This is a genomic window from Allobosea sp. P4_E12, assembly GCF_056401655.1.
Genome location: NZ_JBFUIY010000019.1, coordinates 79,171 through 99,129, shown reverse-complemented (window position 1 = coordinate 99,129; position 19,959 = coordinate 79,171). Strand labels below are relative to the sequence as shown.

Sequence of the window (19,959 nt, the reverse complement as noted above, 5' to 3'; positions counted from 1 at the left end):
TCATTTCGAGAATGCTGAGAAGCGCGGCAACGTCAGCCAACGCAGTGGCGAGAGCCGGTGCCGACCAGGCTCCCTGCGCTTTTCGATCAATCTTGCGAGGCCGATGGCGGCGAGCGCGAAGGCCAGCAGGACGAGGCTCTTGGCGGCGGCATAGCCGAATTCACCAGAGCTGGCGTGGTTGAAGATCGCCACCGAAGCGAGCTTGTGGTTGCCGGAGACCAGGAAGATGACCGAGGACAGTGTCGTCAGCGCGTCGATGAAGACATAGAGCATGCCGAGCAGCAGGGCCGGCAGCAAGATCGGCAGCGTGACGTTCAGGAAGCGCAGGACGAGGCCGGCGCCAAGACTTTCTGCTGCTTCGTCGATGGAACCGTCCACGCGCTGCAGGGCTGCGCGGGCGGCCAGCACGCCGACGAAGATGTTCGAGAACAGGATATTGACGACGAGGATCGCTGAGGTGCCGGTCAGCGACAGGCTCGGAATGCCGAAGGGGATGTTGAAGGCGACGATATAACCGATGCCGAAGATGATGCCGGGCAGGATCGCCGGCACCAGCACGAGGAAGACGATGAGGTTGGCGCCCGGCGGCCGCAGGCGCTCGACGACATAGGCGATCACCACGGCGAACAATCCACCCACCGGGCCCGCGATCACACCGATACGCAGGCTTTCCCAGACGAGTTCGAGACCGCGCTCGGAGCTGCCATAGCCCGTGCCGGCAAGGCCGACCTTTGCGCCTTCTCCCGTGAAATGGCCGAGCGTCAGGCTCCAGTCGGTGCCCCAGACCTTTGTCACAGCACCCAGCGCCATGGTGCCGTAGACCGCGAAGATGAGCGCGCCCACCATCCCGGCCAGCGTGGCCAGGCCGATGCGCCAGGAGCGCGGCATGGGCAGCTCGGAGCGCCCCGCGATGCTCGCGCTCGAGTAGCCCTTGCGGCGCCCGAACAGCTCGAGGCCGAGATAGAGCAGCAGCGAGGGGATGATCAGCCAGACACAAAGCGCGGCGGCAAGCGGCGTATTCCTGTAGGCGGTGATCTCGTCATAGACGATCCCGGCGAGAACAGGGGTATCCCGGCCGAGAATCAGCGGATTGCCGAAATCCGTCAGGCTCATGATGAAGACGAGCACGATCGCGCGTTTGATCGCGGGCAAGGCCAGCGGCAGCGTGACATGGCGAAAGGTGGTGAAGTGACCAGCGCCAAGTCCGGCTGCGGCCTCGTCGATGCGCCCGTCCTGCCGGCGCAGGACGTTGTCGAGAATGATCAGCGTCGCTGGCATGAAGGACAATGTCTGTGCCAGCACGACGCCGAGAAGACCGTAGAGATTGCTCTCATCAGCGTCGATCAGCCCGAGGCCCTGGTCGAGCAGCGAATGCGTCACCAGCCCGCGCCGGCCGAACAGCATCACGGTCGCGGTCGCGATCAGCACCGGTGGTGCGACCAGCGGCATCAGGAAGACGCCTCTCATCACAGAGGGCCAGGGCACGCCGCCGCAATTGATGCCGTAAGCCAACGCAAACGCCAGGGGCACCGTGAAGACCACCGACAGGCCGGCAAGCGTCAGGCTATTGAATGCAGCGTTTCGAAGATAGGAATCCTGGAAGACCTTCAGGTAGTGGTCGAGCCCCCAGCGCTCCTCGGAGCCATTGCGCAGCGTGTCGAACGCCTGCTGGCCGATCAAGCTCTTCACCCTGAAGGCGAGCGCAGTCCGTTTGTGCAACATCACATGCGCGAGCGCCTGATTGTCGGCCACCTCGGCCCTGTCCTGCGGCCCAAGGGCGGTGAGTGCGGCCTGCATCGCCTGAGCCTGTTCGGAATAGGGCGCGGTGCGATCCCAGGGCGGGGTGAGCCCGGCGAGCCGGAAGGCCGCAGCGCTCCCTTCGACGCGTTCCGGCTCGGTCGCCGTCTCGCTCCAGCGGCGCATCAGGATTGCCCTGTCTTCCGTCGGTAGCTGGTCCAGGGCCTCGACCGTGACCGCCTTCAGGCGCACCAGAGGCATCGGACCGGAGATGACGAAGCTATTGACGAGCACGGCGCCGATCGGCACGCCGATGAAGACCAGCAGCAGCAGCGTGACGACGCCGCTCGCGAGTGCACGCGGCACTTGGCGCAGCAGGCGCGTCATGACCGGCCCCGCGCCGGTATCAGCGCCGCGCGCCGAGCATCTGGCATGACGATGACCGGCGCGCCGCGTGTGCCGATCCGCTCAGCCTCGTGCGACGGGCAATCGGCAATGACGGTCCGCCCGGAGTCCAGCGTCACGGTGAGGCGCACGACGGCACCAAGGAAGGCCGCGCCCGCGATCCGCCCAGGGAGCCCGCTTACCCCAGGGTGGGCAGCTGAGGCGACCCCAATATGCTCGGGCCGATAGACAGCGGTGACGCGTTCGCCGGATCGGATATCGGGCGGGAGCGCCATGGGCCAGATCTCGCCATAGGCGTCCACGCCGCCGGCCACCGCATGCCCTTCGATCAGGTTCGAGACGCCGATGAACTGCGCGACGAAGAGGGAACCGGGGCGGTGATAGATTTCCGCGGGCGTGCCGATCTGCTCGAAGCGTCCGTTGCACATCACCGCGACCCTGTCGGACAGGGCCAGGGCTTCTTCCTGATCATGCGTCACATAGAGGGTTGTGATGCCGAGCCTGTCGATGATCGACCGCAGCTCGTTACGCAGCTTGACGCGGATGCGAGCATCGAGTGCCGACATCGGCTCGTCGAGCAGCAGCACCTCGGGATCGGATGCGAGCGCGCGCGCCAGTGCGACGCGCTGCTGCTGACCGCCCGACAATTCGTGCGGATAGCGTTCGAGTAGTCGCTCCATCTCGACGAGTCGTGCCAATTCGACGACGCGGCGCTCCCGTTCATCGCGGCCGCGCGAGGCGATCATGAGCGCGAAACCGATATTCTCGGCGACGGTCTTCGTCGGAAACAGCGCATAGGACTGGAAGACGAAGCCCATGCGCCGCCGCGCTGGAGCCATGTCGGTGACATCCTGCTCCGCGCGCAGGACGCGCCCGCCATCCGGCCGCACGAAGCCGGCGATGATCCGGAGCAAGCTCGTCTTGCCGCAGCCGGAATCGCCGAGAAGGGTCACGAATTCTCCCTTGGCGAGATCGAGCGAGACGGCATCGACCGCCCGGGCGGAACCGCCATAGGATTTGACGATGTCGCGCACGGCCAGATGCGGCCGGCCCCTCACGAGGGCCGGTCGCTCTGCGGCAAAGGGCGAGGCCGCCAGTTCGATCACGGTGGCCAAATCCGTCACTGCTTGAGGATGCGGCTGGCGAATTCGCGCCGGAACGCTGTCATGTCGACGGGGCGGCGCATCTGCCAGAGCGTGATCTGCTTCAGATCGACCAGACCGTGCCCGGGCACCGCGGTCGCGCCCACCACCTTGCCGAGCACAGCGGCGGCATCGTCGCTCGCCATGAAATCGAGGAAGACCTTGGCCTCGGCCGGGTTGGGACCGCCGGCAACGAGACCACCGCCCTCGGTGACGTTGGGCGTGATCCGGCCATAGACGATCTCGACCGGCTTGCCCGAGGCCTTGGTCTCGAAACAGGTGGTATCGAAGGTCAGGCCGATCGCGACTTCGCCCGCGCCGGCCAGTTGCGCGCCACCGGAACCTCCATCGGAATACTGGTAGACGTTCTCGTTCAGGTTCTCGACGAACGGCCAGCCGAAAGCGTCGACGAAAGTGGTGAGGATGGCGCCGCCGGTGCCCGATTTGAGCGGCGACGGCAGCGAAATCTCCTTGCGATAAGCCGGCCTGATCAGGTCTTCCCAGGTCGCGGGCATCGGCAGGCCCTTCTGCGCCAACCGTTCCTTGTTGACGACCATGCACATCGTCGTGGCGAAGTACTTGTTGTAGAAACCATCAGCGTCGCGGAAGGCGGGCAGGATCTTCGAGCCCTTCGGCTCGTAGGGCTCGAATACGCCGGCCTGCTTGAGTTGCTCCAGAGCGGCGTTGTTGACGAGATAGACGACGTCGGCCTGGGGCTTGGCCTTCTCGGCGATCGCGCGTTCGGCGATCGGGCCGGTCGAACCCGATACGAACTTCACCTCGATATCGGGATGCTTTTTCTTGAAGGCGCCGACCAGCGCGGTGTTGACGCTGTCGGAGGCGTTGTAGATCACGACCTCCCTGGCGTGTGCGGCGCCGCCTGCCAGGGTGAACGCCGCCGCCGCGATGGCGGCGATCCGTGTGAGGCCTTTGATGCTGGGGCTTGGCATGAATGTCTCCGTGCCTTTAGGAGCTGTCGTGATATAAGTGTTGCTAAATTGTGTGACACTGAAATGAAGCTTCACTTATTCTAACGCCGGCCCGCCCCATGAACCTGTCCCAACTCCGTGCCTTCCACGCCGTCGCGAGCCATCGCACGTTCTCAGCCGCCGCCCAGGCGCTGGGCGTCAGCCAGCCTGCGATCACCCAGCACGTGAAATCCCTTGAGGATGCCGTCGGGACGCGCCTGTTCCTGCGCATGGCGGGCGGTGTAGAACTGACGCCGGACGCACTCGACCTGTTGCCGAGAGTCCGGCAGGCAATCCTCATGCTCGACGATATCTCAGCCCGGATGAGCAACGGCCGCAGCCTTGCCGTGGGTCATCTCTCCATCGGTCTATGCGCGCCTTATGTGGCGATGCCGATCCTGAAGCGCTTTGCCGTCGAGCATCCGGGAGTGCAGCTCGACCTGCGGCTCGAAAATTCCAGCAACCTGCTGGACCTCGTCGCGCAGCACCGCGTCGACATCGGCATCGCGACCCTGCGCGAGCCGCATCCGGATTTTGCCTGCAACTTTCTGCTCGATCAGCGGCTGGAGATCCTGGTCCATGCCGGCCATCCCTGGTGGGAGCGCAGCCAGGTCGAGGCAGCCGAACTGGTGGGTCAGCGCCTCGTCACGCGCGAGGCCGGCTCAATGACCCGCCATCTCTTCGAGACGGCGCTGGCCGACCACGGCATCGAGATCACGCCGCATCTGATCCTTGGCAGCCGGGAGGCGGTCAAGGAGGCCGTAGCGGCCGGCATCGGCGTCGGAATCGTGCTCGACCGCGAGCGCGGCTTCGACCCCCGGCTGCGCGCGCTGACCGTCCGCGACTTCGATGTCATGGCCGGAGAGTATCTGGTCACGCGCCGGGAGACCCGCAGCCTCGGAAGCGTCGGCGCCTTCGTCGCCATCGCGCTCGCGGCCTTCAAGGGAGGAGCGGCCGATCGCCGCCTGTAGATCGCAGCCCGGCTGGGGCCGGGCCGCTCAAGGGCTGCCCTGCGCTGCGGACTGGCCAGCCGGTGGCTGGCACATTCCGCAGCTTCAGGTCCGCTCACGTGCCAGCGGCGGCAAGGATCACTCGGCCGGGGCGAGCAAGGGCTCGTCGAGCAGGTCCGGCAGATCGCCGCTCAGCGCGGCCTTGAGCCGGTCCTGATCAAGCTCGCCCTCCCAGCGCGCCACCACGATCGTGGCGACGGCGTTGCCGATGAAGTTGGTCACCGCACGGCATTCCGACATGAACCGGTCGATGCCGAGGATCAGCGCCATGCCGGCAACCGGGACGGCCGGCACGACGGACAGGGTGGCGGCCAGCGTGATGAAGCCAGCGCCCGTGATCCCGGCCGCTCCCTTCGAGCTCAGCATCGCCACCAGCAGCAGCAGGATCTGGTCGCCGAGCGGCAGGTGGATGTCCATGGCCTGGGCGATGAAGAGCGCCGCCAGCGTCATGTAGATATTGGTGCCGTCGAGGTTGAACGAGTAGCCGGTCGGCACGACGAGGCCGACGACGGAGCGCTTGCAGCCGGCCTGCTCCATCTTCTCCATCAGGGTCGGCAGCGCTGCCTCCGAGGAGGACGTGCCGATCACCAGCAGGATCTCTTCCTTGATGTAGCGGATCAGCGCCAGGATCGAGAAACCGTTATAGCGCGCGACCGCACCGAGCACGACGAGCACGAAGATCGCCGAGGTCAGGTAGAAGGTGCCGATCAGCATCGCCAGATTGGCGACGGAGCCGATGCCATAGCGGCCGATGGTGAAGGCCATGGCGCCGAAGGCGCCAAGCGGGGCCGCCTTCATCAGGATGGCGACGAGCTTGAAGATCGGCGCCGACAGGGCCTGCAGGAAGTCGACCACCGGCTTGCCGCGCTCGCCCACCATCGACAGCGACAGGCCAAACAGCACCGAGAAGAACAGCACCTGCAGGATGTCGCCGGAGGCGAAGGCGCCGACGATCGTGTTCGGGATGATGTTCTGGAGAAAGCCGACCACGCTGGAATCATGCGCCTGGGTCGCGTAGCCCTGCACCGATTTCGCGTCGAGGCTGGCGGGGTTGATGTGCAGGCCGGCGCCCGGCTGCAGCAAGTTACCGACCACAAGCCCGATGATCAGCGCCAGCGTCGAGAAGGTCAGAAAGTAGATCATCGCCTTGCCGGCGACGCGCCCGACCTTCTGCATGTCGCTCATTCCGGCGATGCCGGTCGAGACCGTCAGGAAGATGACGGGCGCGATGATCATCTTCACCAGCTTGATGAAGGCGTCTCCGAGCGGCTTGAGGGCAGCGCCCTGCTCCGGCCAGAAATGGCCGAGCAGGATGCCGGCCGCGATGGCCGCGAGCACCTGCACATAGAGATGCTGATAGAATTTCCTGGCAGGGGCCGGCTGGGCCGGCGCCTGGTCGAGCGTGATCGCCATGACTTCCTCCTTGGGGTCGGTCTCGCGGTGTTCTTGCTGTTCTGGACGCCGCTTGGCCGCGCTGTTGGCAATCGCCGTGCCAAGCCCTGAAGACGAATTTAATTGCGTATATTCAAAGGCTTGACCGGCCACGCGCTTCTCGCGGCGATGCACCCTGGCGATCCCCCGCACAGCGAAAGGTTGATTTGTGCGGATTTCCGCACATGATGGGACATGACCATACCCCCGCCGGAAGAGCGCGACCGCTGGGCGGCCAGGCGCCGCTGGATCGCCTTCGGGCTGCTTGTCGCGGTCATCGCCGTCGTCGCCTTCGTGATCGCCGGCGATATCGGCCGCAACCGCGCCATCGCGACCACGCACGCTCGCGCCGAGGATGCCGGCACGCTGGCGCTCGCGATCCTGCGCGGCGAATTGGAGAAGCAGCGCGCATTGCCGGTCATCCTGGCGCGCGATCCCGATGTGCGCGCGGCCCTGGTCGATGGCGACAGGCAGGCCCTCGACAGCAAGCTGGAGGCGATCGCGCGCGAGACCCGCGCCGCCGTGATCTATGTGCTCGGCAAGGACGGGATCACGATCGCCGCGAGCAACTGGCGCGAGCCGACGAGCTTTGTCGGCAACGACTACGCCTTCCGCGACTATTTCAGCGCTGCCGTCTCCGGCGGCGCGGCCGAGCAGTTTGCGCTCGGCACGGTCAGCAAGCGCCCCGGCCTCTACATCACCAGCCGCGTGGATGACGGCGAGACCGCGCTCGGCGTGATCGTGGTCAAGGTCGAGTTCGACCAGGTCGAGGCCGATTGGCGGGCGCTCGGCGGGCAGACCTTCGTCGTCGACAAGCGCGGCGTCGTGCTGCTCTCCACATTTGCGGACTGGCGCTTCCGGGTCGAAGAGGCCCTGGCCCCACAGACAGCAGCTGAGATCCGGCAGTCCCTGCAATTCGGCGCCGCGCCGCTGACGCTGCTGCCCTTGCAGCGCGAGGACGAAATCGTCCGCGGCACCGGCGCTGTTGCCGGAGCGCATGTCGCCTCGCGTATCCCGATCCCGACCACCGACTGGAGGCTCGAGGTGCTCCTCCCGGTCGACCAGGCGATCCGCGACCAGCGGGCGGAACTGCAGACGCTCATCGCGCTCCTGCTCATGCCGGGCGCCGCGCTCGGCGCGCTGGCGCTGCGCCGCCGTCAGGTCAACCTCGCCAGGCGCAGCGCCGAGGCGCGGATCAAGGACGAGCTCGAACGGCGCGTCGCCGAGCGCACCGCCGCGCTCGCCGGAGCGAATGCCCGGCTCGTCGAAGAGATGGCGGAGCGCACGCGGGCGCAGGAGCGCCTCTCCGATGCGCGCGAGGAGTTGGCAAAGGCCAACCGACTCGCAACCTTGGGCCAGGTCACGGCCGGCGTCGCCCACGAAATCAACCAGCCTCTCGCCGCGATGCGGACCTATGCCGAGAATGCCCGCGCCTTCCTCGAGCGTACGGATGCGGCCAGCGTCGACGGCGCGCTGGGCAAGATCGTCAGGCTGACCGAGCGGATCGGCACCATCACGGACACGCTGCGCGGCTTCGCGCGGCGCGGCGGGGGGCCGCTTGGGCCGGTCGATCTTCGAGAGGCGATCGACGGCGCGCTGATGATCCTCGATGCCGCGCTGCGCCAGGCCGGCGTCACGCCGGTGGTCCCGGCGCTGACCCCGCCGGTCTCGGTGCTTGCCCGCCCGGTCGAACTCGAACAGGTCCTCGTCAACCTGATGCGCAACGCCATCGAGGCCATGGCCCAGCGCCGGAACGGGCAGGCACCGCGGCTCGCCATCAGCATCGCAACTGAAGCCGAGCACGTCGAGATCGCCATCGTCGATAACGGACCGGGGCTCGACGCGGAGGCCCTGGCGGCGCTCTTCACCCCGTTCCGCACCACGAAATCGCGCGGGCTCGGCCTCGGGCTGGTGATCTCCCACGACATCGTCGCGGCCTTCGGCGGCACGCTTAATGTCGCCAGCCGCGCCGGAAAAGGCAGCACCTTCACGATCAGCCTGAAGAGAGCCGCATGACCGGTCCCGACAGCACCCACGGCATCATCGAGGTCGCCTTCGTCGATGACGATCCCGATCTGCGAGACGCCAATGCGCAGGCGCTGCGCCTCGCCGGCTTCCGTGCGGTGCCACTGGGCTCGGCCCAGGCCGCGCTCGACCGTATCGGCCCGGACTATGCCGGCGTCGTCGTGACCGATGTACGTATGCCCGGCATGGACGGCATCGCCTTGTCCAGGCAACTGCGCGCCCTCGATCCGGACATTCCGGTGATCGTGATCTCCGGTCATGCGGATATCGCCATGGCGGTCGAGGCGATGAGCGAAGGCGCTTATGACTTCATCGCCAAGCCCTATTCGACCGAGCGCCTGGTCGAAACCTTGCGCCGTGCGGTGGAGAAGCGCGCGCTCATCATCGAGAACCGTCGCCTGCGTGCGCTTGCCGCCAGCTCCGACGAGGAGACCGCGCTGCTCGGCGAGGCGCCTGCCATCCTGCGCCTGCGCCAGACCATTCGCGATCTCGCCGATGTCGATGTCGACGTCCTGGTGCTGGGCGAAACCGGCACGGGCAAGGAGGTCGTCGCCAATCTGCTGCATCGGCTCGGTCGCCGCCGCGACAAGCCCTTCGTCGCGCTGAACTGCGGCGCGCTGCCCGAGAGCGTCATCGAGAGCGAGCTCTTCGGCTACGAGGCCGGCGCCTTCACCGGCGCGCAGAAGCGACGGATCGGCCGCATCGAGCATTCCAGCGGCGGCACGCTCTTCCTCGACGAGTTGGAGAGCATGCCGCCCGCAGCCCAGGTCAAGCTGCTGCGCGTGCTGGAGATGCGCGAGATCACGCCGCTCGGCTCCAACGACCTGCGCCGCGTCGACCTGCGCGTCGTCGCCGCGACGAAGCTCGATCTAGGCGACCCCGCGCAGCGCGGCGATTTCCGCGAGGATCTCTATTACCGCCTCAACGTGGTCACGTTGCGCATCCCTCCCCTGCGCGAGCGGCGCCGCGACGTGCCGCTGCTCTTTGCCCAGTTCCTCGCCCGGGCGGCGCGAAAATACGGGCGCGAGGTGCCGGCGCTGGACCGCAGCGTCGAGCGTCACCTGGTCGAGAATGCCTGGACGGGCAATGTCCGTGAGCTGGTCCATTTCGCCGAACGCGTGGCGCTCGGGCTCTCCGGCGACATGCCGGCTGCGCAGGCGCGCGAGGATGCCGTGCCCTCCAGCCTGCCCGAGCGCCTCACCGCGATCGAAGCGAACCTGATCCGCGAGGCGCTGGAAGCCAATCGCGGCGATGTCCGCGCAACCCTCGAGATGCTGGGCATCCCGCGCAAGACCTTTTACGACAAGCTCGCCCGTCACGGCATCGACCGCGCGGCTTACGCGATGCCCGGGTGAGCTCCGGCGGGGATAACCGCCCGCGCACCGGCGTGCGAGCGGATACCAACGGCACGAAATCGCTTGATGCCCCCCGCAGGGAGGCCGTTGTGGCGCAAAGCCGGACTCGGGCATTATGGCCGGTGTCCGCCATCGTCATCGTGAACGTCAGCGCCAAGTCCTCAGCGTGCGCCGCCGCTCCTGCCGACTGGCGATCAGCTTCAGCCAGGGCGCCATGTGGAAAGCGCTCATCAGCACGTACATCGGCACCATTCCGTTCAACGGAGATGCGCCTTGTGCGGCCGTGCAGAGGATATCCAGCTGACCACCGCCATTCATGCCGGTGAGCAGCGCCATGACCGCGAAGGTCGGCGCTGCCGCGAGGCATAGCCAGTCGGCAGCACCGTGAGCCGCCACGCCGCCGCTTTCGGAACGGATCGCCATGACCTCACTCACCCCTGCTCGTATTCGTCGTGGCGGCGCCACCAGGGACCACCGGCCTCGTTGCGCCCCTTGGGTGCGCGGTCGAGCCAGGGATACATGCCCCAGATGCCATCCACCCCGCGCGCATAGGTGGAATAGGTGTGGTAGACGACGCCATTGTCGCGCACGAAGGCGCTCATGCCCGGCCTGTCGCGCGTATATGTCGGCACATCGGTCCCGGACATGGCCGCGAAATCGGCGACGGGGCCCGTGACCGGCAGTGCGTCCATTACGAAACCGCTGCGCCGATAGTTGTAGTCTATCGCCCCCGCGCGCTGCACGTCCTCGGTGAACGAGACGTTGAAGTCGTAATTGAAGTCGCCGCCGGCCGAGGATGCCCAGGGAAACGTCCACCCCATCCGCTGCTTGTAGGCCTGCAGCTTGGTGAGCGGCGCCCGCGACACCGCCGTGAGCGTCACATCGTGGTTCGCGAGGTGCAGGTAGAAGCCGTTGAACCCATCGGCGATTGCAGAGCAGGACGGGCACCCCGCCTTGTAGTCGGGCCCGAACATGAAATGATAGACGAGGAGTTGCGAGCGCCCTCGAAAGAGGTCCGTCAGTGCGGCGCTGCCATCATCGGTCTCGAAGCGGTACTCCTTGTCGACCTGCACCCAGGGCAGTTCCTGGCGCCGCCGCGCCAGTTCGTCGCTGCGCCGTGTCAGGTCCTTCTCGTCATCGAGCAGCCCGAGCCGGGCGGCCAGCCACTCTTCACGCGTCCCGGTGATATGTATCGTCATTGTCGCAGCTCCTGTCGTCAGGTGACCTTCGCCGCTCGCCCCTCTTGCGAAGCGACGGGTGGTCGGCGGTGATGAGATTGATAGGGACAGCGCCTCGAGGGGTGGGAGTGACAAATGTGACGGGATTCCGATGGACTCTCTGATCACCGCGGCGGCGCGCGCGCTTGCCGCAGGCGATCCCCTCGGCGCCTTGAACCGGGTTGCGCTGCGCGACGATGCGCCCGCGCTCGCGCTGCGGGGCATCGCGATGGCCCAGCTCGGGGATCTCGTTCGGGCGAAGGGTCTCCTGCGGCGCGCGGCCCGTTCCTTCGGCCCGAAAGAGGCCGTGGCGAGAGCACGGTGCATTGTCGCCGAGGCCGAGATCGCGCTCGCCTCCCGCGATCTCGGCTGGCCTGCGAAGGCGCTCGATGCAGCGCGCGCGACACTCGAGGAGCACGGTGACCGGCTGAACGGCGCCCATGCGCGGCATCTCGAGGTGCGCCGGCTCCTGCTGATCGGGCGCCTCGACGAGGCCGAGCGCAAGCTTGCCGAACTCGACCCCATCCCCCTTCCGCCCGCATCGCGGACCGTCCACGAACTGGTGGCGGCAGGAATCGCGATGCGACGCCTCCGGACGAAGGCGGCGCGTGTTGCGCTTGCGCATGCCGAAGATGCGGCGCGCCGTGCCGGTATCCCGGCGCTGACCGCAGAGGTCGAAAGCGCGGCCCTCCTGCTGAGCACAACGGCAGCACGGCTGATCGCGCGTGGCGAGGAGCGCCCGCTCCTGCTCCAGGATGTCGAGACGCTGCAGGCGTCGGATGCTCTCGTGGTGGATGCGTGCCGATATGTGGTGCGCGCCCCGCACAGGGTTGTCTCACTCGCCACCCGCCCGGTCTTGTTCGCATTGGCACGGACACTGGCCGAAGCGTGGCCCGGGGACGTATCGCGCGACATGCTCGTCGCGCGGGCCTTCGGAGCGAAGCAGGCCGACGAATCGCACCGCGCCCGGTTGCGGGTCGAAATTGGGCGGCTGCGCCGATTGCTGCGGGGGCTGGCCGGCTTAAGCGCGACGAAACAAGGCTTCTCGCTAGCGCTGCACCACGCTGGCGATGTCGCCGTCCTGGCCCGGCCCGTTGAGGAACGGCATGCGGACGTGCTGGCTTTCGTTGCCGATGGTGAGGCGTGGTCGAGCTCCGCGCTCGCGCTTGCGCTTGGCGCCAGCCAGCGGACCGTGCAGCGGGCGCTGGACGCGCTTGCGGCAACCGGAAAGGTGCAATCCTTCGGTCACGGACGGGCGCGGCGCTGGATCACCCCGCCGATGCCGGGATTCACGACAACCTTGTTACTCCCCGCTCCGCTGCCAAGCGACTAGGATGAGAGGCATGGAAAAATCAGCAGCCGAAATTCTCCGTGAGTATGGTCCCTTTCCGGGTGTCGACCACGTCCACGGATTGACCTTCGATGGCCAGCACGTCTGGTTCGCGTCCGGCGACAAGCTGAGCGCGCTCGACCCTGCCAGCGGGAAGACGGTTCGCTCGATCGAGGTGGCAGCACATGCCGGAACGGCCTTCGACGGCCAACACCTGTTTCAGCTTGCCGAAAGCCGCATTCAGAAGATCGATCCGAAGACCGGTCATGTGCTTGCGACGATCCCCGCTCCGGGCGGCGGCGGCGACTCGGGGCTCGCCTGGGCCGAAGGGACACTCTGGGTGGGGCAGTACCGGGACCGCAAAATCCATCAGATCGATCCCGAGACCGGGACGATTCTTCGCACAATCGAATCCAATCGCTTCGTCACCGGAGTCACGTGGAGCGACCAGGAACTCTGGCACGGCACATGGGACGGTGACGAGAGCGACTTGAGACGAGTCGACCCTCGAACGGGAGAGGTCCTGGAGGTGCTCGATCTGCCGCCCGGCATGGGCGTGTCAGGGCTCGAGGCCGATGGCGGTGATCAGTTCTTCTGCGGAGGCGGAAACAGTGGCAAGGTGAGAGCCGTCCGCCGACCGAGGCGCCTGGCCTAAGCCTCGATCCCTGCCGGCCGCGCTCGCCTGCAGCGCAGTTCAGTTCGTCAGGACGGTGAACTCAGTCTCGATCGACGAGGCGTGGCGTTGATGATCGAAGCCGTAGATATGGATCGAGATCGCGTCCGTGCTGCCGAGGTTCTGCATGCGGTGGATATTGGGACCTGAGGGCAGCATGCAGCCCACGAAGCCCGGCATGCGCGCATGCTCCTGGGTGGGGACGGCACGGCTCTCGTCGACGGCGCGATACCAGGTCTCGGTGACCGTTCCGCTGACCACCCCGAAGCAGCAGGAGCAATGGTGATCGTGGATCGACGTCGCTGCGCCGGGGCTCCAGACCATCGCCCAGACGCTGACGCCATCGTCACCCACGAGAAGGTTCCGGGCATAGCTGCCGGGCTTGCGCTCCAGGGGCAGGCGCAGAATGGCTTCCGGATTGGCAACGATCTCTTCGAGCACCGCGCGGGCCGCCTTGAGGTAATCGCGGGAAAGCGTGCCGCTATCCGTCCGCAGGACCTGCAGCACGTCTGCGCGCCTGCCCTCGCTCAAGAACCCCTGCATGACGCGAACTCCCCTCTCCATCGCTTGCAGCAAGGATAACTCGGGAGACGGGAAACGCGTTTGCGATCTCGGTCAAAAATTCCCCACTTCTAGAAACTCATACCAATTTGTTCTCTGTCCTTGAAATCTGTTACCCATTCCATGATCAAATGGGCAACCGGATCGCGCGATCGCATGAGGGACCATGGCCAAGCTGGATGAGTTCGATCTCAGAATTCTCTCCTGCCTGCAGAGGGACGCCAGCATGCCGCTGGCCGAGCTGGCCGCAGAGGTTGGCCTCTCGGCCACTCCATGCTGGCGCCGCGTGCAGAAGCTGGAAGGCAGCGGCCTCATTCGAAAGCGGGTGGCGCTGCTCGACCGTACAAGGCTGGGAGCCGGCGTAACCGTCTTCATCGCGGTCAAGACGAGCCGCCACTCGATGGAGTGGCTCGAGCGCTTCCACGCCGCCGTCGCCGACCTGCCCGAGATCGTCGATTTCTATCGGATGAGCGGCGAAATCGATTACCTGCTCAAGGCTTTCGTGCCCGATATCGCGGCCTATGACGCCCTCTACAAGAAGCTGATTTCACGCGTCGACCTCAACGACGTGACCTCCATGTTCGCAATGGAGGAGCTCAAGTCGACAACTGCGATCCCCCTGGCCTTCGCCAAGGACGGCTCCTGAGCCCGGAGCAAGCGCCAGTGGCTGTCGACCCCCGGTCCTCCGGTCGCGCAATGCTCGGCAACCGCCGGCAATCCCGGACGGTTCGGGCTCAACCCTGTCAATGACCGTGGCGACATTGTCCGTGATCGGCCAAGGCCTCGATGATCGCACAGTCGCAAGCCTTGACGCCGCCCGAGCAAGTGGTGGCGATGCGAGCGAGCTCGGTCTCCAGCGAGCGCAGCTTCGCGATCTTGTCGCGGACCTCGTCGAGATGGCTGACCGCGATCGCATGGGCTTCATCGCAGGCCATCGCCGGATTGTCGGAGAGGCGGAGCAGGGTCCGGATGCCTTCTACGGGGAAACCCAGATCTCGAGCGTGCTTGATGAAGGCGAGCCGCTCGATATGGCGTCGTCCGTAGCGGCGCTGATTGCCTTCCGAACGCTCGGGTGGCGGCAGCAGCCCGACCTGCTCATAATAGCGAATGGTCTCGACCTTGACGCCGGTCCGATCGGAAAGTCCGCCGATCGGAACCACCCGTTCGAGTTTTTTTGCCTCGAGCATGATTTCCCTCTTGAACCTCTAGTCACTCCAGATTGTACATGGGGTGTCTCACAAGCCCGTCAAGCGGAGACAAGTCATGTCCAGCACTGCCCAAGCCAAACCGCAGCTCCTGAGCTGGAAGGTTGGCGGCATGGACTGCGCAAGCTGCGCGGCGACCATTCGTGGCGCGGTGGAGCGCCTGCCCGGCGTCAGCGAGGTCAAGCTTTCCGTCATGGCCGAGACGCTGTCGCTGGCCCTCGACGAGAGCCGCACCAAGCCGGCGGCAATCGAAAAGCGCGTCGCAAGCCTTGGCTACACCACGACCTCGATCCAGGCGAAAGCAGCGCCCGTCGCTGAGACCGCTGCGCCCGGAGGATGCGGGCACGATCATGGCTCCGAGGCCCACGACCATCATAGCCATGCTGCACCCAAGCCGGCCCATGTTCACGGTCCCGGATGCTCCCATGACGACCATGATCATCACAGCCACGCCGCACCCAAGCCGGCGCATGTTCACGGCCCTGGCTGCTCCCATGACGATCATGGCCACCCTGATCATGATCACGGCCACGCGCATGCCCGTTCGGATGCAGGCGAAGCGAAAGCTGCGGCACGAACGGCTGACCAGGGGCACGGCCTGCCCGGCCATGTTCACGAAGCGACGCCGAAGGGCGTCTCCTGGTATCAGACCAACAAGGGCCGGCTCGTTCTCGGCACCGGCGCCCTGCTCGGCGGCGCCTGGACCGCGGGCCTGATCTGGCCGGCCGCAGCCCATTGGGCCTTCATTCTCGCCTGCGTGATCGGCGTCACTCCCGTGGCACGCCGCGCCTTCGCCGCCGCCCGCGCCGGCATGCCCTTCACCATCGAAATGCTGATGACGATCGCTGCCGCCGGCGCGCTCTTCATCGGCGCAGCGGAGGAGGCGGCCCTCGTCGTCTTCCTCTTCGCCGTCGGTGAGGTCCTCGAGGGCGTCGCCGCCGATCGCGCGCGTGCCTCGATCCGCGCGCTTGGCGACCTCGTTCCCAAGACCGCCCTCGTCGAGGAGAACGGCGCAACCCGCCAGGTCGATGCGGCCAAGCTCGCGATCGGACAGACGGTCCTCGTCCGTCCGGGTGACCGCATCCCTGCCGACGGCGACATCACCGACGGTATCTCCGGGATCGACGAGAGCCCGGTCACCGGCGAATCCGTGCCGAAGACGAAGGGCGTCGGCGAACCGGTCTTTGCGGGCTCGGTCAATCGCGAAGCCGCGCTGCGTGTGCGGGTGACCAAGGCGGCGCAGGACAACACCATCGCCCGCATCATCCGGCTGGTCGAAGAGGCGCAGGAAGCACGCGCACCGACCGAACGCTTCATCGACCGGTTCTCGCGTGTCTATATGCCTGCGATCGTCGGTCTTGCGCTCGCCGTCGCACTCGTCCCGCCGCTGTTCTTCGGGGGTGAATGGGCGGTCTGGGTCTATCGGGCCCTGGCGCTGCTGCTGATCGGCTGCCCCTGCGCGCTCGTCATCTCGGTTCCAGCCGCGATCGCCGCCTCGCTCTCCTCCGGCGCCCGACAGGGCCTGCTGATGAAGGGCGGCGTCGTCATCGAAACCGCCGCAAAGACCGGGATCGTCGCCTTCGACAAGACCGGCACGCTGACCGAGGGGCGCCCGCGCGTCACCGAGGTCATCAGCCTCGGCAAGACCGAGGCCGATGTGATCGCCCTGGCCGCTGCGGTCGAGACCGGTTCGAGCCATCCGCTGGCAGAGGCGGTTCTGGCACGTGCGAAGCAGGATGGCATCGCGATCCGCCCCGCCTCCGAGGCAGCCGCCATCCCCGGCCAGGGTGTCACCGGCACGCTCGATGGCATCTCGATCYTCGTCGGCGCACCGCGTCACGCGACCAGGCGCGCCGAATTCGACGCCAAGGCGAGCGCTGCGGTCGAACAGCTCGAATCGGCTGGAAAGACAGTGGCGGCCGTGATCGCGAACGGCGCTCTCGCCGGCCTGATCGCGCTGCGCGACGAGCCCAGAGCCGATGCCGCGACAGCGGTCGCAGAGCTGAAGGATCTCGGCGTCCGCTCCATCATGCTGACCGGCGACAATGCCCGCACCGGCGCGGCCATCGCCCGCGCACTCGGCCTGGATCACAAGGCCGAGCTGATGCCCGACGACAAGGTCACGGCGATCAAGGCGCTCGGCGCCGACGCGCCTGTGATGATGGTCGGCGACGGCATCAACGATGCCCCGGCGCTCGCGGCAGCATCCGTTGGCGTCGCCATGGGGTCCGGCACCGATGTCGCCCTGGAGACCGCCGATGGCGCGGTGCTGAAGAGCCGCGTGCGCGACATCGCTGCGATGATCCGGCTGGCGCGGGCCACGATGGGCAATATCCGCACCAATATCACGATTGCGCTCGGGCTGAAGGCGGTCTTCCTGGTCACCAGCGTGCTCGGCTATACCGGGCTCTGGGTCGCGATCCTCGCCGATACCGGCGCGACCGTGATCGTCACGGCCAATGCACTGCGCCTTCTGCGTTTCGACGCAGGCAAGGCCGGCTGATCAAGGGAACGGAAGCCTGCCCATGAGTCCGATGGAGATCGCGAGCTATCTGATGGTCGTAGTCTACGTCATCAGCTTCCTCGCGATGTCGGCCATCCTGGCGAAGGAGGCCGGACGGCCGATCTGGCTGTTCGGCAAGGGCTCGGAGCCGCAGGGCGTGCCGGCCCTGCTCTTCCGGATCGCCTTCATCGGCGGCGTGCTCTGGCCCCTCGGCCTGGCGATCTTCGGCAACCCGATCAAGGCCGACCCTTTGGCAATCTGGCTCGACGGTCCCTGGTTCGACGTGTTCGGCCATCTTCTTGTTGTCGTCGGCGCCTGCATCGCCATCATCTCGCAGCGTTTCATGGGCGTGTCCTGGCGTATCGGCGCGGCCGAGGGCGAGCTTGGACCCATCGTCGATGGCGGTCCCTTCGCGATCTCGCGCAATCCGGTCTTCGTCGGCCAGGCCGTCCTGTTCACCGGCCTCTTCATCGTGCTGCCCAATCTGATCCAGATTGCTTTGACGCTGGCGCTATTCGCGGCGATCGCCCTGCAGGTCAGGATCGAGGAGCGCGTGCTCGCAGCCTCGCTCGGCGAACCCTATCGCGATTATCAGCGCCGCGTCCGGCGTTGGATCGGGACCAGGCGCCCGCGCACCGCCCCTGCGCGATAAGCCTTCGTTCACCATCCCAGCGCTTCCGCCGCTGCACGCATGGCGGGCAACGTTGCCGTAATCTTCACCAGCAATTTGCGCGGTGTTCGACTGATCCGATCCACGGATTCGGGAGCAAGGAGACGCGGCGAGGCCCCCGGCTGCCGCGAGGAGTTATCGATGCATCGTTCAATCCCGATCATGAGCCTCTGCCTGCTGGCAGTGCTTGCGGTCCCAGCGGCTGCGGCGGATCGCCCGGTGCCGCGCACCCAGCAATGGCCGACCCACACCCAGCCGCTTCGCTATAATTGGAACGGCGTCTATGCCGGTATTCACGCTGGCGGCGCATTCGACCGCTTCACAGGAGTGACCAGGAAGAGCCGCAACGAGACGCTGCTTGGCGGCCAGATCGGTTACAACGTCCAGACCGGCAGCATGGTCTATGGTCTCGAGGGCGATATCTCGATGAACGGCTTCGGCAAGGGTTCGTCGCGCAGCACCGTCGGCACCAGCGCCGACACGCGCTATGTCGGAACCGCCAAGGCCCGCGCCGGCGTCGCCTTCGACCGCGTCCTCGTCTATGCCACCGGCGGTCTTGCCTATGGCAACATCAAGGCGACGAATAACGGGATCTCGAAGACGAAGAGCAAGGTCGGCTATGTCCTCGGCGGCGGCGTCGAGTACGGCATCACCGAGAACCTGTCGGCTAAGGTCGAGTACAACTACGTCTCGCTCGGCAAGCAGAACTTCCAGTTCGGCTCGGCCCGCACCAAGGTCGGTGTCAATGAACATCTGGTCAAAGCCGGTGTGAACTACCGGTTCTGATCCGCTAGACTATCCGGGGCCCGGTCGCTCCGGGCCCGAATAACCTACGGCCCAGAGGGCCGTTCATGAGCATGGATGGGATGTGATGCGTTTGAAGAGCTGCCCCGAGCTTTTCTGCGACGCGTTCCAGCCATGGCCTACGGCAGGAACGACATGCGCGCTCTGATTGTCGAAGACGAACCGGAGCTGATGTCGTTCCTGTCGTCCCTCCTGCTTGGTGCAGGTTTTATTGTCGACCGCACCAGCAGTGTCGAAGCGGCGCTGGCCGCCCTCAAAACGGCGCCCTTCGACATCGCCGTCGTCGACCGGCGTCTGCCGGACGGCGACGGCCTGTCGATCGTCAAGGCGATGAAGACGGCGGAACCCCGTCCAGCCTTCCTGATCCTGACCGCGCGAGATGCGAAATCCGACGTGATCGACGGCCTCAATGGCGGCGCGGATGATTACCTGGTCAAGCCCTTCGAACCGGGCGAGCTGATCGCCCGCATCAGGGTCATTGCGCGGCGCCGCTATCCCGGCCGCTCGCTGGTGATCTCGGCAGGCAACCTCTCGATCGACATCGAGGGTCGCAACGCCTCGGTCTCGGCCGTTCCGCTCGACCTGCGACGGCGCGAGGCGCTGATCCTGGAAGCGCTGGTCCAGCGCGCCGGGCGTGTCGTCACCCGCAACGTCCTGATCGAAGCGGTCTATGGCTTCGATGACCTGATCGAGTCCAACACGCTCGAAGCCCAGATCTCGCGGCTGCGCCGCAAGCTCAAGGAGGCTGCCGCGAATGTCGAGATCTCGTCGCTGCGCGGCATCGGCTACATCCTGAGGAAGTCCGAACAGCCCGTGTGAGGCCGCCGGGCTCGGTCCCTGTCACCAATCGACCAAGATCATCAGTCCAGATATCGTATCGGGCCTGATGATCTGGCCGTCCGTGCTTGCATCGGCTTTCCCGA

The 19,959-nt window shown here is 66.3% G+C and carries 18 protein-coding genes; 10 read left to right on the top strand and 8 right to left on the bottom strand.

Annotated features, from left to right (window positions below; translation table 11 throughout):
- The 3 genes from AC1DW9_RS23275 to AC1DW9_RS23265 are packed head-to-tail and all read right to left on the bottom strand — an operon-like array spanning position 1 to position 4,234.
- Positions 1 to 2,124 (bottom strand): ABC transporter permease, encoded by a 2,124-nt coding sequence (locus AC1DW9_RS23275; protein WP_441507232.1) that lies wholly within the window; start codon positions 2,122 to 2,124, stop codon positions 1 to 3.
- Positions 2,121 to 3,266: an ABC transporter ATP-binding protein gene (locus AC1DW9_RS23270; protein ID WP_441507233.1), complete on the bottom strand. Its 1,146-nt coding sequence runs from the start codon at positions 3,264 to 3,266 to the stop codon at positions 2,121 to 2,123. Before AC1DW9_RS23270 ends, AC1DW9_RS23275 begins: the two co-directional genes overlap by 4 nt.
- Positions 3,263 to 4,234 (bottom strand): extracellular solute-binding protein, encoded by a 972-nt coding sequence (locus AC1DW9_RS23265; protein WP_441507234.1) that lies wholly within the window; start codon positions 4,232 to 4,234, stop codon positions 3,263 to 3,265. The genes AC1DW9_RS23270 and AC1DW9_RS23265 overlap by 4 nt, the downstream gene beginning before the upstream one ends.
- A 98-nt stretch (positions 4,235 to 4,332) precedes the next feature.
- Here AC1DW9_RS23265 and AC1DW9_RS23260 point away from each other — a divergent pair, with 98 nt between their 5' ends.
- Positions 4,333 to 5,223, top strand: coding sequence for a LysR substrate-binding domain-containing protein (locus AC1DW9_RS23260; protein WP_441507235.1), 891 nt, complete (start codon positions 4,333 to 4,335; stop codon positions 5,221 to 5,223).
- Between the two features lie 117 nt (positions 5,224 to 5,340).
- On the opposite strand, the gene AC1DW9_RS23255 is transcribed toward AC1DW9_RS23260, so the two are convergent.
- Positions 5,341 to 6,675 carry a dicarboxylate/amino acid:cation symporter gene (locus AC1DW9_RS23255; RefSeq protein WP_441490156.1) on the bottom strand — a complete coding sequence of 445 codons (1,335 nt, stop codon included), beginning with the start codon at positions 6,673 to 6,675 and terminating at the stop codon, positions 5,341 to 5,343.
- Between the two features lie 213 nt (positions 6,676 to 6,888).
- On the opposite strand from AC1DW9_RS23255, the gene AC1DW9_RS23250 reads away from it, so the two are divergent.
- Both AC1DW9_RS23250 and AC1DW9_RS23245 read left to right on the top strand, forming a co-directional pair.
- Positions 6,889 to 8,709 (top strand): sensor histidine kinase, encoded by a 1,821-nt coding sequence (locus tag AC1DW9_RS23250; protein WP_441507236.1) that lies wholly within the window; start codon positions 6,889 to 6,891, stop codon positions 8,707 to 8,709.
- Positions 8,706 to 10,073, top strand: a complete 1,368-nt coding sequence (locus AC1DW9_RS23245) for a sigma-54-dependent transcriptional regulator (RefSeq protein WP_441507237.1) — start codon at positions 8,706 to 8,708, stop codon at positions 10,071 to 10,073. Before AC1DW9_RS23250 ends, AC1DW9_RS23245 begins: the two co-directional genes overlap by 4 nt.
- Before the next feature lie 147 nt (positions 10,074 to 10,220).
- On the opposite strand, the gene AC1DW9_RS23240 is transcribed toward AC1DW9_RS23245, so the two are convergent.
- Together AC1DW9_RS23240 and AC1DW9_RS23235 are read right to left on the bottom strand one after the other, a co-directional pair.
- On the bottom strand, positions 10,221 to 10,496 hold the full coding sequence (locus AC1DW9_RS23240; protein WP_476767783.1) for a hypothetical protein: 276 nt from the start codon (positions 10,494 to 10,496) through the stop codon (positions 10,221 to 10,223).
- An 8-nt stretch (positions 10,497 to 10,504) separates the two neighbouring features.
- Positions 10,505 to 11,272, bottom strand: a complete 768-nt coding sequence (locus AC1DW9_RS23235; protein ID WP_441507239.1) for a DUF899 domain-containing protein — start codon at positions 11,270 to 11,272, stop codon at positions 10,505 to 10,507.
- Between the two features lie 130 nt (positions 11,273 to 11,402).
- Here AC1DW9_RS23235 and AC1DW9_RS23230 point away from each other — a divergent pair, with 130 nt between their 5' ends.
- A complete protein-coding gene (locus tag AC1DW9_RS23230; protein ID WP_441507240.1) occupies positions 11,403 to 12,623 on the top strand; it encodes a helix-turn-helix domain-containing protein in 1,221 nt (406 codons plus the stop codon).
- Between the two features lie 10 nt (positions 12,624 to 12,633).
- The gene (locus AC1DW9_RS23225; protein WP_441507241.1) at positions 12,634 to 13,275 is read left to right on the top strand and encodes a Vgb family protein; all 642 of its coding nucleotides are present in this window, start codon (positions 12,634 to 12,636) and stop codon (positions 13,273 to 13,275) included.
- A gap of 39 nt (positions 13,276 to 13,314) precedes the next feature.
- Here AC1DW9_RS23225 and AC1DW9_RS23220 read toward each other — a convergent pair whose 3' ends face one another.
- Positions 13,315 to 13,836: a cysteine dioxygenase gene (locus AC1DW9_RS23220; RefSeq protein ID WP_441490163.1), complete on the bottom strand. Its 522-nt coding sequence runs from the start codon at positions 13,834 to 13,836 to the stop codon at positions 13,315 to 13,317.
- Positions 13,837 to 14,029: 193 nt separating this feature from the next.
- Here AC1DW9_RS23220 and AC1DW9_RS23215 point away from each other — a divergent pair, with 193 nt between their 5' ends.
- Positions 14,030 to 14,500 carry an Lrp/AsnC family transcriptional regulator gene (locus AC1DW9_RS23215; protein WP_441490492.1) on the top strand — a complete coding sequence of 157 codons (471 nt, stop codon included), beginning with the start codon at positions 14,030 to 14,032 and terminating at the stop codon, positions 14,498 to 14,500.
- 97 nt (positions 14,501 to 14,597) lie between these two features.
- Here AC1DW9_RS23215 and AC1DW9_RS23210 read toward each other — a convergent pair whose 3' ends face one another.
- Positions 14,598 to 15,014: a MerR family transcriptional regulator gene (locus tag AC1DW9_RS23210; RefSeq protein WP_441490493.1), complete on the bottom strand. Its 417-nt coding sequence runs from the start codon at positions 15,012 to 15,014 to the stop codon at positions 14,598 to 14,600.
- Positions 15,015 to 15,117: 103 nt separating this feature from the next.
- Here AC1DW9_RS23210 and AC1DW9_RS23205 point away from each other — a divergent pair, with 103 nt between their 5' ends.
- The 4 genes from AC1DW9_RS23205 (at position 15,118) to AC1DW9_RS23190 (ending at position 19,855) form a co-directional block, all read left to right on the top strand.
- Positions 15,118 to 17,562, top strand: coding sequence for a heavy metal translocating P-type ATPase (locus AC1DW9_RS23205; protein ID WP_476855192.1), 2,445 nt, complete (start codon positions 15,118 to 15,120; stop codon positions 17,560 to 17,562).
- 22 nt (positions 17,563 to 17,584) lie between these two features.
- Entirely contained in the window at positions 17,585 to 18,214 is a 630-nt protein-coding gene (locus tag AC1DW9_RS23200) for a methyltransferase family protein (protein WP_441507243.1), read from the top strand.
- A gap of 159 nt (positions 18,215 to 18,373) precedes the next feature.
- Positions 18,374 to 19,018: an outer membrane protein gene (locus AC1DW9_RS23195; RefSeq protein WP_441507244.1), complete on the top strand. Its 645-nt coding sequence runs from the start codon at positions 18,374 to 18,376 to the stop codon at positions 19,016 to 19,018.
- Between the two features lie 153 nt (positions 19,019 to 19,171).
- Entirely contained in the window at positions 19,172 to 19,855 is a 684-nt protein-coding gene (locus tag AC1DW9_RS23190) for a response regulator transcription factor (RefSeq protein WP_441507245.1), read from the top strand.
- Positions 19,856 to 19,959: the final 104 nt, after the last annotated feature.